The sequence below is a fragment of the Neisseria sicca genome (genome assembly GCF_014054945.1).
Lineage (GTDB): Bacteria > Pseudomonadota > Gammaproteobacteria > Burkholderiales > Neisseriaceae > Neisseria > Neisseria sicca.
The window spans coordinates 573,769-585,931 of the sequence record NZ_CP059566.1 but is presented as its reverse complement, the minus strand read 5'-3'; the positions used below and the strand labels follow the sequence as shown (position 1 = coordinate 585,931).

General features: G+C 43.1%; 10 protein-coding genes and 1 pseudogene. 8 read left to right on the top strand and 3 right to left on the bottom strand.

From position 1 onward, the window contains the following. The first annotated feature begins 1 nt into the window (after position 1). From H3L95_RS02895 to H3L95_RS02865, 7 genes are all read left to right on the top strand, one after another. A complete protein-coding gene (locus tag H3L95_RS02895; RefSeq protein ID WP_040668050.1) occupies positions 2–517 on the top strand; it encodes a single-stranded DNA-binding protein in 516 nt (171 codons plus the stop codon). Between the two features lie 149 nt (positions 518–666). After that, entirely contained in the window at positions 667–1,944 is a 1,278-nt protein-coding gene (locus tag H3L95_RS02890) for a site-specific integrase (RefSeq protein WP_003756643.1), read from the top strand. Continuing rightward, on the top strand, positions 1,934–3,454 hold the full coding sequence (locus H3L95_RS02885; protein ID WP_182096201.1) for a site-specific integrase: 1,521 nt from the start codon (positions 1,934–1,936) through the stop codon (positions 3,452–3,454). The genes H3L95_RS02890 and H3L95_RS02885 overlap by 11 nt, the downstream gene beginning before the upstream one ends. Positions 3,455–3,456: 2 nt before the next feature. After that, entirely contained in the window at positions 3,457–5,499 is a 2,043-nt protein-coding gene (locus tag H3L95_RS02880) for an integrase (protein WP_070495264.1), read from the top strand. Between the two features lies 1 nt (position 5,500). Then, positions 5,501–5,911 (top strand): hypothetical protein, encoded by a 411-nt coding sequence (locus H3L95_RS02875; RefSeq protein WP_003756631.1) that lies wholly within the window; start codon positions 5,501–5,503, stop codon positions 5,909–5,911. Positions 5,912–6,463: 552 nt separating this feature from the next. Further along, a complete protein-coding gene (locus tag H3L95_RS02870) occupies positions 6,464–7,246 on the top strand; it encodes a hypothetical protein (protein ID WP_182096245.1) in 783 nt (260 codons plus the stop codon). 113 nt (positions 7,247–7,359) lie between these two features. Then, entirely contained in the window at positions 7,360–8,019 is a 660-nt protein-coding gene (locus H3L95_RS02865) for a phosphoesterase (RefSeq protein WP_040667825.1), read from the top strand. Between the two features lie 214 nt (positions 8,020–8,233). Here the strand turns inward: H3L95_RS02865 and H3L95_RS02860 are convergent, their stop codons facing one another. Both H3L95_RS02860 and H3L95_RS02855 read right to left on the bottom strand, forming a co-directional pair. Continuing rightward, on the bottom strand, positions 8,234–9,040 hold the full coding sequence (locus H3L95_RS02860; protein ID WP_003755186.1) for an IS481 family transposase: 807 nt from the start codon (positions 9,038–9,040) through the stop codon (positions 8,234–8,236). A gap of 72 nt (positions 9,041–9,112) precedes the next feature. Further along, a pseudogene (locus H3L95_RS02855) lies at positions 9,113–9,922 on the bottom strand (IS5 family transposase); the annotation flags it as partial. Positions 9,923–10,044: 122 nt separating this feature from the next. Between H3L95_RS02855 and H3L95_RS02850 the strand changes: the two are divergent. Beyond that, positions 10,045–10,269, top strand: coding sequence for a hypothetical protein (locus H3L95_RS02850; RefSeq protein ID WP_033002664.1), 225 nt, complete (start codon positions 10,045–10,047; stop codon positions 10,267–10,269). 71 nt (positions 10,270–10,340) lie between these two features. Here H3L95_RS02850 and H3L95_RS02845 read toward each other — a convergent pair whose 3' ends face one another. Continuing rightward, complete coding sequence (locus H3L95_RS02845) at positions 10,341–12,035, bottom strand: monovalent cation:proton antiporter-2 (CPA2) family protein (RefSeq protein WP_241429690.1); 1,695 nt, start codon at positions 12,033–12,035, stop codon at positions 10,341–10,343. Between the last annotated feature and the right edge of the window lie 128 nt (positions 12,036–12,163).

Below are 12,163 nucleotides of genomic sequence, written 5' to 3'. Positions count from 1 at the left end.
AATGTCATTGAACAAAGTCATCCTTATCGGCCGTCTCGGTCGCGACCCCGAAGTCCGCTATATGCCCAACGGCGAAGCCGTCTGCAATTTCAGCGTCGCCACCAGCGAAACCTGGAACGACCGCAACGGCCAGCGCGTGGAACGCACCGAGTGGCACAACATCACTATGTACCGCCGCCTCGCCGAAATCGCTGGGCAATACCTGAAAAAAGGCAGCCAAGTTTATCTGGAAGGCCGCATCCAAAGCCGTAAATACCAAGGCAAAGACGGCATCGAACGTACCGCATACGACATTATCGCCAATGAAATGAAAATGCTCGGCGGCCGCAACGACAACAGCGGCGGCGCACCTTACGACGACGGCGGTTACAGCCAAGGCAGCTACCAACAACAAGCGCCACAACAACAATACCAAGCCGCCCCGCAAAACCAAGAACCCCCTGCCGCCCCCCGCCGCCAAGCTCCCGCCGCACCGGCAGCCCCTGTCGAGGACATCGACGACGATATTCCGTTCTGAATTCTGTATACTTGAATTTTGTAAAAAATAAATCATTAAAACCCAGAGAAACCTTATATAGCAAGGTTTCTCTTTTTTTACACATATTTTGACTTTTGTTATCTTCTTTGTTAGTATTTATATATATTAACTCTGTAAATTTAGTAGATATGTATAGACTAGAAACAATCCTGTTTTCAAATGGAGAACGCTTTTCCCTGTTAGTTAATGAGAAAACTGGTATACCTGATTTTTATTCAACCCTATGGGTAACAGTAGAACTACGTAATCAATCCGCAGTAAATACCATTAGAAATAAACTAGGAACCATACAATGGCTAATGAACTGGGAAAAAGAGAATAATCTTGTTATTAGTGATCTGATTCATAAAGAGATACTCTTAACAGAAAATCAATTAGAATCTCTTATTCAACATATGAGAATAAATGTAAAAAAGCAAAAAAATGTAATTAGTACAAAAAAAAGTGTGTCAATGAAAGGTCGAACTCAATTTATTGATATTTACTCGTCTGTATCCCTTAGTCACCAATATAATAGGCTAACAACACTTTCAGAATACATATTATTTCTATCTAAAGTAATAAGTGTATCTAACGAATATATCAAAAAATTAACAAAATTACTTACGCTAATTAAAGGAGTAAGACCTAAGAATCATAAAGCATTATCTATAAAACCAGAAAGTGAGTTACCCGATGGATTGTTAGATGAGTTTATGTCTATTGCGAACTTTTCAAACCCTAATAATCCGTTTCAAGATATCGGAATAAGAAAAAGAAACCATTTAATGTTTATCTTACTGAAAGAATTAGGAATTAGAAGAGGAGAACTATTATCACTTCAAATACCATTTATCGATATAGGGACTGCTAAACCATCGGTTACAATAAAGCGAACGCATGATGATAAATTTGACACAAGAAAAATTCAGGCAGTTAGTAAAACTAAAGAAAGGCGCTTGCCAATATCACAAAAGATAGCTCAACTACTTAATGATTATATTATGAATTATCGTTCTAAAGTTCCCAATGCGAATACACATCCATATTTGTTTGTAACTCATCGAAAAGGAAAAACTCAAGGGAGTCCAATTAGTACAAGTTCTTTTGACAACGTTATTGTACCAACGATGAAAAAGGTAGATCCAAGATTCTCTATTATTCATCCGCATATTTTTCGTCATGAATGGAACTTATATTTTTCACGAAAAGTAGATAAGAATAATAAAAATTTAAATCATGATTCTTCCCATAAAGATTTTATCTCCCCTGAAAAAGAGGCAAAAATAAGACAGCATCTCATGGGGCATACGTCAGAAAAATCAGGTAATTTCTATAATCAACGTTATATTAGAGAAAAAGCTAACAAGATATTATTAGAACTTCAAATTGAGTTTCAAAAAAAGGTTGATGATTATGAATCATAATAAAATTATTAGACAATCTAGAGATGGATATGTATTTGATGAAAACGAAAATTCTTGGCATATAAGCAAAGAAATAAAGATTAATTTTTCTAAACACATATTAGGAATTAATAAAAAAACATTAGAAGGGTTCAGAAAGACATTAGCAATATATGCCGAAAAATATTCAAGTTATCACGTATCTCACATGTACCAACAGTTCCAACGATTAGTAATTTCAACTAGATTAGAAAATATTAACGTGCCAATAATCTTGGATTGGAAAAATAAATTAGGAAAAGATCATGAATGGTATTTAGGTGCACTAAAAGGTTTTTTGCTCTCATGGCATGAGTATGGTTATTATGGAGTTGATGAATCAGTTGCATTGCTGCTAGAAAGCTTTACCTTGAGTGGAAACAACAAAGGTAAAGCGGTATTAATGAGATGCCCTTATACAGGTGCATTTACTGAAAATGAAATTTTGGCTTTAATGACGGAGCTGGCTAGACTTTGGAAAGAAGATCTTATTCCATTTGAAACATATACATATATTCACTTACTTCAAGCTACCGCGAGAAGACCTATTCAAATCCGCCATTTAAAATTTGAAGACTTGAAAAAGGAAATTTCTCAAGGAACATGGAATTATTTCCTAAATATCCCTAGGGCTAAAAAGAGAGGAGGGTTATTTAGAGGAACATTTAAAAAGCTTGCCATCACAGAGGATTTGTATTTAATTCTCTTAAACTTCATAGAATATCAATACAAAAAATTACTTAGTTTGGTTGATGAAGCATTTATATCAGATTATAAAATGAGATTACCAATGTTTATCGATTGGTATACTTTGAAAAGGAATATACAAAATAGGTGTTTTGATCTTTCATTATTAGATAAAGATATTTTTCATTACTCAACATCTTCATTAGAGAAAAACACATTACGAAAATTCTGTATTCATCAAAAAGCTGTTTCAGAGCGGACAGGTGAAATCATTCATGTTAATGCAAGACGTTTTCGTCATACAAGGGGAACTAACCTAGGGAGAAAAGGAGTTGGTGCAGCGATTATAGCAGAACTATTAGATCACTCAGATACACAAAATGTGAAAGTCTATACTGAAAATACAGCGGATACAGTGCAATATATTGATCGCGTTATGGGTGCTGAAATGGGAAAACTAGCCCAAGCATTTGTTGGCAGAATTATTTCTAATTTGAATGAAAGTGAGAGAGGATTTGATCCAACATCTTTAATAACTAATAACGGAGTAGATACTATAGGCGCATGTGGGACGAATGATTTTTGTATAACTGGTTATGAGACTTGTTATTTATGTCCTAAATTTAGACCTTTGGTTGATGGTCCACATCAACAAATATTAAATAAACTGTATAAAGAGAAAGAAGAACGTTTAAGAAGAACTAAAAGTATAGATTATGCATCTTCTAAGGATCGTATTATATTGGCTGTTGAATATGTTGTTCAAGCGTGTAATGAAATGAAAAAAAATATGGAGGCTCATTAATTATGAATAATACAATTTTTTTCCAAGTACATGAGAATCCAAAATCCAGTTTAGAAAATTTTATCACTTTCTGTAGAAACAAACTTACAGCTTTCGGAAGTGATTGTTGGGACAATAATCAATGGAGAGATACCTTTAATCTTCACAACATTCAAGTTCGTTTTTCCACAGATAGGGTTAAATCTACATCCTATCAATATGAGCCGTTATCTGAACCATTTATTGATTTTGCTAAAGCATACATTCGTTATGTTTACTCTCAGCAACCAGTTCGTCAATTATCACGGCATCTTGAGTCATTACGTATGGTTGAAATGGCTTTATACAATGTAAAAGACAATTGCGATATATTACAACTCGATAATTTAGTCATTAATGAAGTTGAAACCCTTGTATTGAAAAAATATAAAAAAGATACTGAATCAGTCAATAAATTAGGATATCAACTTGAGAAGTTATTTGATTTTTGTCGTGAAAATGGTATTACTCCAAATTTGTCTTTATGGAATAACCCATATAAACGTCCTAGAGATTTAACGATATTGCTTGATGAAAGAGGAAAAGAATACCGTTCAAGTAAAATGCCAACAGATGAAGAAATGATGTTGGTAGCCAAACTCTTTCATGATGCACCAAATTTAGATAAAGAAACTGAGTATTATACAGCAGTTATGGCTCTACTTATGGTTGCTCCATCTCGTTGTTCTGAGTTGATGTCTTTATCTGTTAATTGCTTAGAATGGGAAGAAGATAGCCTAGGAAATAAGCAATTAGGTATTCGATGGATACCTGCAAAAAATGGAAAAGAGGGTTTGAAATGGGTTCCTAGTAGCATGCAAGATGTGATTATTGAAGCAGTCAAACGTTTAACAGATATAGGAGCTTTAGCAAGAAAAGCAGCAAAGTTTGCGGAAGAAAATCCGAACACGGTAATGATATCACCAGATCAAGGTATGCAAGTATCCCATTATTTACCTCAAAAACCTTTAACTGAAATAGAAATAGGTAAGGTTTTAGAAATTAATGGAAAGCATGGGATTAAAACTAAGTGGTTTGAAAAGTTAATGAAAGAAAATAGTGGTGTTATAACTCCCAATGTTTTAGGGAAATACTTATACGAAAAATATACCTCAAAATTCAATTACTGGCCATATATTGATAAAAATAAAAACGTTAAAGCTTCTGAAGCCTTATTATTATTCAGAGAAAATGAATTTCATGATAATTTTCTCCCTAAAAAATTTTCTTTTATATTACCAACAGTAAATCTTATTAATGATAGATTCTGCTATTCTGATACACGCCCTAAAACATCATTATGGGAAAAGCATTGTATAACTACTTCGAAAGGAGAGTTTGTTAGATTGCTATCACACAATGCAAGGCATTGGTTAAGTACAAAAGCTGAGAGAGGTGGAATGGATGAATTAACTTTAGCGAACTGGGCAGGGAGGGCTAGAATTGCAGATAATAAGGCTTATGATCACAGGACAGAAGAAGAAAAAAGTGAAGCAGTTCGGAATTTACTTATTCCCGAGTATGCTTCACTTTTAGATAAAATTCATTTAAATCTTCCAGTAACCTATGAAGACTTAGGAAAAAATAGAATTGGAATTGCAACTATAACGGAAATAGGCATTTGTGAACATGATTATGCAATGTCGCCATGCTCTCGCCATGGGGATTGTGAAACATGTAAAGAACTCGTTTGTATTAAAGGATTAGAATCATCTTTAGAAATATTAAAGCTTAGAGAAATTCAACTTACAGAACAATTTAATAAAGCGAGAGAGCACCATAAATTAGGTGTTTTTGGTGCAGATCGGTGGATAAGTAATTTGGGATGGAGATTAACACATATAAAAACCAAAATTGCATTTTTAGAAAATCGGGAAATTCCAAATGGATCATTATTACGAATTCCTGATGAGTATGACCCTTCCCCAGTTAAATTAGCTTTACAGGAAAAAGGAATGGATATAGACATTCTAGAACCAGATACAGCTAAATTAGACAATGATTTGTATAGACTAATGGAGTTATAATATGCCCAAAATTCTTGTTACAGAAGAACGTTTAGAAGACATTATCATGTTAATTAAGACCTGGGAAGGTAAATTAACTTGGGAATTACTTTGCCACAAAGTTTCAGAATTATTAAATGTTAAAAGTATTGAAAGACAATCCCTAGCTAATTATTCAGATATACAAGGGGCATTTAGCAAACAAAAACATATACTTAAAGAAAAAGCAAAAGCTAACCCAGAACCGAATGTAACAATGGATTATCTGCAAAAGCAAGTTAAGAATTTAAAAGCTCAGGTACAACGTTTGGAAGAAATTAATGAGCGATATAAACAGCAATTTATTGTATGGCAATATAATGCATATATGCATGGTATGACCCAAGTTACTTTAAATAAGCCTCTTATTGCTGTTAACCGTCAACGTAGGTAATTTATAGGATGTAAGGTAAATTATTTTTACTATAGTAGTCTCTACAAAAGATCGTCTGAAAATCAATTTTCAGACAATCTCTTCACACCTATTAAACTTCTTGATGGGTAGAGTAGAAGACAATTTTCGTCAACATCTACTTCTTCCGGGCAGAGAGATACAGCAGTTTAATGGCGCGTCAAACACTATTATACTGAACTACTTTCCGCTCAAGCCCGCACCGCAGCTTGCAGCAGCCTCCACTAAATCTTAATTTTGTTAACAATATGGATTCGCTCAGCTTCGCTCACGTCTTGCCGGAGACAAGCACGCGGCCATGTATGCAAAAATTTAAGACTGCTGCATGATCATTAATCCCAAAGGTATTCCAAAAATAATTGTCCAAACTGGTTATCGGAACAGGAGCGCGATTGAAGTGTAACGCGAAATTTCAGGCAATCTGCATACCTCGCAATGACTGTGGCTGTCTAAACCCCGCCATTTCAGGAATGAACCATGCCCAACACCCCCATCTCATCCGAACATCCCCACGACAGCACCCTATCCCCCTGCATGCTCACCGACTGGACATTCACGTGCTACCACACGCCCGGTAAATCCGAGTATGCCGTGGTGTACGGCACAGTCGTCCAAGATGGTTCGGGACGTTTTACCGCAGGCAGCCGAATCCGCACCTCGCCCGTTACCCTATGGGCGGCACCGCTGGCTCATACGCACAACTCGGTATATTGCCTGCCGGAAGGTGCAGGTTGCTTTTGCGACCTGCCTGCAACCTTGCAGCCTGCCATAGACAGTTTGGGTATCGACCCTGCCGAAGCGGCCGTTATCCTGCAAAACGCCTTCATGCAGCCTGCACATACCTTGCCTGAAACCGCCTGTTTCGGCGTTCCGGTGATGCAGCCGGCAGGACAGGGCGATTGTCCGGTCGTCATGGAACGCCACATCGCCGAATTGCCGTTCTACCTGTTTTGGCGGGACAGCAGCATCGGTTCGGCCCAAAGCCTGATAGACGGACAAGCCGCCGTGTTTCTGCACGATTGGAACGCATTCTGCCGACGGTTTGTTCGTACCGGCAGACACCGCGGCCAAACCGGCCACACAGGCGACAAAGCCGCAGATGGCCAATACAGCTATTTCGGCCTGCCGATTGTGCATACGCCAGGACAAGACAATGCCCCTGCCGTACCGGAAGCCGACATCGCCAAACTACCGTTTTACACCTATTGGCACACCGCCTGCGCTTCCGATGTGCACCGGTTAGCAGACGGCAAACGCGTTGTGCCCCTTGCCGATTGGGAAGCCTTCTGCCAACGGTTGGTATTGACCGGCAGATAGGCGGGCAAAAAAAGTGCAGGCTGCTTTTTATCGCCCCAACTCCGTTTCAGACGACCTCTAAAGCAGCCTGCACCTTATTTTTCATTGTCAGATGACCAGAAACCGAGTATCCCATGCCTCAAACCTATTTCACAGCCGACTGGCACTTCTCCCATCCCAACATCGCCCGATACTGCCCGCAATTTCGCCTGCAAAGCGATAACGCCGACGAGTTGAACGAATACCTGATCGACTGCTGGAACCGCGTCGTTACCCCGCAAGACACTGTGTACAACCTCGGCGATGTCTGCTTTGCCAAAAAGCCCGCACACATCGAAGCCGTGCTGCAACGGCTTAACGGGCAACACCATTTGATTTACGGCAACCACGACTACCTGATTCGGCAAAACGAAGCACATTTCCTCAACACGCGCAAAGCCGACGGCCATCCGTTGCTCTCGTCCGCCAGCCATTACCTGCGGCTCAAACTGCCCGAAATCGGCAATACCGCGATTTTGTGCCACTATCCCTTATACGAATGGGACGGCATCCACCACGGCCTATACCACCTCTACGGCCATCTGCACGACCGCATGGCCGCCGTCAAAGGGCGTGCCCTCAATGTCGGCTGGGATATGCACGGCCGTTTCCTGACCGCACAGGATATTGACAGCTTCCTGCGCGACCTCCCTGCCGTTCAGTATTTCGACGACAAGCAAAACGTTATTGTCGGCAACAGCACGGAAGATGCGGCTGCAAAAGTTCGGGCGAGATTGACAGCATTGAATGAATGAGCTTTTATTTTAGAGATGAATTTTCAGGTAGCCTTGAATAGTGCAGGCTGCCTGAAAAACAGTCGGCAAAACAAAAGGACGGGTTTTCAATCCGTCCTTTTTGCATCAGCAATACCGCCAAGTGTCCCGCATGAAATGAATGATCTCGTTTAACGGCACAGGCGTAAGCGTAAACTGCTTGTCCCTCCTGTTGTGTAGGAAAACGTTGCGTTGTTTACACCACAGGTTGAGAAAAATAAGCCTGCAAGACCTCAAACGGCGTATCGCCGTTCAAACTGCGGTGCGGCTTCACAGTGTTATAGAAATTAACAAAGCGGCACAACTCCTTTCGCCGGTGTTCCGGACTGTCAAACAACTGTTTCTCATGCCACATCTCCATCAGGGTGCGGATAACCCGTTCCGCCTTACCGTTGGTCTGCGGACGGGCAACCCGGGTAAACTTTTGACCAATCCCGTTCTCATAACAAGCTACACCGAAAGCATGGTTGGCCGAGCCTTTATATTCCGTACCGTTGTCGGAGTAAACGCACTCAATCAGGTATGGGCAGGGATCAATCAGGTGTTCAGTCAGAAATTTGGCGGCACTGTCTGCAGTTTTGTCCGGCAAAATGGCGGCGTATAGCTCCCTTGAGAAATCGTTGATGGCAACAAACAGGTAATCCCGCTTATCGGTGGCTTTCTGCCCTTTGAGCAGCGGCAGCCGTTTGGTATCGAGATGTACCAGCTCTCCGGGGTAGGATTTATTGTAGCGTTTGGCCTGCCTTTTGAGTTTTTCCTGAATGCCGCGTTCTACCTTGGCCAGGCGTTTCATTCCGTACTTTGCCTGTTTGAAACGGTTGTTGGTACTGGTTTGGGGTTTGAGCAGTCTGCCTCTTGCGGCTTTAAGTGCGCGGTAAATAGTGATGCGGCTGACTTGGTAGTGGCGTGCCGGGGAGGTGACGCTTTCCTTCCCCTGCGTGTAGGCCAGCCAAATGGCTTGGCGGTGGTGCGGGGTGAGACGGGTGTTTTTGTGCATGTTCATGTTTCAGTATTCTCCTGGAAATACTGTAAACAACGCTACTAGTTTCTACAAATAAGGGATCCGGGCCGCCTTTTAGGCGGCAACAGGCACACTTAGCCTGTTAGCCGCTTTCAACAGGTTTAAACACATCGCCTTTAGATGGCTTTGTGCACTCACTTTAACCAGACCAAAATAGGCTGCCCGGGCATAGCGGAATTTACGGTGCAGCGTACCGAAGCTTTGTTCCACCACATAACGGGTTTTCGACAAATATCGGTTGCGTTTGGTTTGCGCTTCCGTCAGCGGACGGTTGCGGTGGGCTTTGCGCATAATGCCGTCCAGCAACTGATGTTCTTTCAGATGTTGCCGGTTTTCCGCACTGTCGTAGCCTTTGTCGGCATAGACGGTCGTATCTTTGGCTATACCTTCCAGCAAAGGCAACAGGTGGTTGCACTCATGGGTATTGGCGGGGGTAATGTGCAGTTTCTCGATATAGCCTTCCTCATCGGTACGGGTATGTTGTTTGTAACCGAGTCTGTAGAGGCCGTTTTTCTTTGTCCAACGGGCATCTTTGTCCTTACTCGGTGTGGTTTGGCCGCTGACTTGTCCTTCTTCATCGACTTCTATAGCCTGACGCTGTTTGCTGCCGGCAGTTTGAATAATGGTGGCGTCAATGACGGCGGCGGATGCTTTCTCTATTTTTAGGCCTTTTTCGGTCAGTTGGCGGTTAATCAGTTCCAGCAATTCGGACAGGGTGTCGTCTTGCGCCAGCCAGTTGCGGTAGCGGCATAAGGTGCTGTAATCGGGGATGCTCAACTCGTCAAAACGGCAAAACAGGTTGAAATCGATGCGGGTGATGAGGCTGTGTTCGAGTTCGGGATCGGAGAGGCTGTGCCATTGTCCGTAGAAGCGCAAGAGCGACGCGAACGAATGAAAAAACAGTTCGCCGACTAAAATATAGATGTAGAAACCTTAAAAGGCCGTCTGAAATACTATTTGCACTCATTCCCGATTTGCCGCAACGGATGTTATCGGGCGGATTGGCAAAAGCGGAATTGCCCGCCGTCCGCACAGGCTTGGGATTCATCGATCGCAAGCTCGGCGGCTTTCTCGAACTGGGCTGGTATGCTTATCAAATGAAGCTCATCGGCACAGGCAACACCCCGCAGCCGAAACGCTCCGCGTGGGCGGAACTGTTCCGCCTGCTGAAAAACATCCGCCAACACCGCCTGCGTTCCGAACGGGCGTAAAAAGTGCGGTGGAATTTTTGCAATTTTTCGCTTAAATTCCATCGCTTGCAGCTACAAAAGTGCGGTCTATTTTACGAATTTTTCTTTATATTCCCCAATAGTAATCTGCGCCCTTCAAATTCCTTGCCGGCAATTTCCAAAGCGAAGCGTTCTTTGTCGGCGTCGCGTACTTTGTCGTGTATGGCACGTAATTCCTGCACGCTAGCACCCAATGCCTTGACGATTTCATCGCCCATTTTCATGGAAGAATAGAAGGTTTCGCGCACTACGAAATCCGCTTCCGCTTTCACTAGGGCCAGCGCATTGCGTCTGTCCCAGGCGCGCACGAACACCTTGGCGTTCGGGTTGATATGATGAATATTTTCCACAATTCTGACCGCACTTTCTCCGTCGTCCACGCATACCGCTACGATGTCGGTGTGTTCTACGCCGCAGGCATGCAGCACGTCGGCGCGGGTGGCTTCGCCGTAATAGACTTTGAAACCGTATTCGCGTGCGACGTTGATGGTGTCGGGATCGTTGTCCAGAATGGAAATGGTGGCACCGTAGGCTAGCGGCATTTGGCTGACCACCTGCCCCATGCGCCCGAATCCGATAATCAGCACGTTGCCGTTGAGTTCGCCCGCATGTTCTTCCACATCATCCACTGCCACAGCTGCGCGGGGTTCTTTGAAATAGCGGTCGAACAGCATAACGCTGAAGGGTGTCATAATCATGGAGAGCACCACGATTGCCGTCATATTCGCTAGCACTTCCGCATTAATCGCCCGTTGTACGGCAGCGGAGGCGAGTAATACGAAGGCGAATTCACCGCCCTGCGACATCAGTACGGCGCGGTGTATCGCGGTGCGATGGCTTGCTTTGGCAAAACGCGCCACTCCATAAATGGCAAGGCATTTCAAGATAATCATCAGTACAGTGGCGGAAAGAATTACCTTCCAGTTATTGAGCACCGTTGCCACATCCAGCGACATCCCGACAGCTAAGAAAAACAGCCCGAGCAAAAGGCCTCGGAACGGTTCGATATCCGCTTCAAGCTGATGACGGAAGTCGGATTCCGACAGCAGCACTCCCGCCAGAAACGCACCCATCGCCATAGACAGACCGCCCAGCTCCATTAAATAAGCCGCACCGAGTACCACCAGCAGCGCGGCGGCAGTCATCACCTCGCGTGCTTTGGATTTTGCCAGAATTTTAAACAGCGGATTGAGCAGCCAAATACCTGTCGCAATCAACGCTGCCAAAGAAAGCGCGGCAACACCGATTTTCTGCCATAGCGGTACGGCATCGGCAACGGCATTGGGATTATCGGGTGCTAGAAATGCTACAATCGCCAGCATGGGCACAATCAGCAAATCTTCAAACAGCAAAATGGAGACAATGCGCTGACCTTGCGGTGTGCTGATTTCATGACGTTCGTCCATAATCTGCATGACCATTGCGGTGGAGGTGAGTGTAAAACCTACCGCCGAAATAAACGACATCACTAAAGGAAAACCGTAAGCCAGCCCGATTTGGGTAAGGAACAGACTGGAAAACGTCACCTGCAGGGTACCCAAGCCGAAAATCTGATTACGCAATTTCCATAAATGCGACGGCTTCATTTCCAGCCCGATCAAAAACAGAAACATCACCACGCCGAATTCCGCAATATGCAAAATAGCGTGGGAATCGGTAACGAGCTTTAATCCGAAGGGTCCGATAACCAGCCCCGCAGCCAAATAACCCAGAATTGAGCCTAGACCTAAACGTTTAAATAACGGCACGGCAACTACCGCCGCCCCCAATAACTCCACCACGTGCAATAAATCGCCGTTAGCTGCTTCTACTGCCATAATTCCAGCCTTTGTTAATTCATAAAAATTTTTCGTATTATAAAGAAAAATCGCCGTAA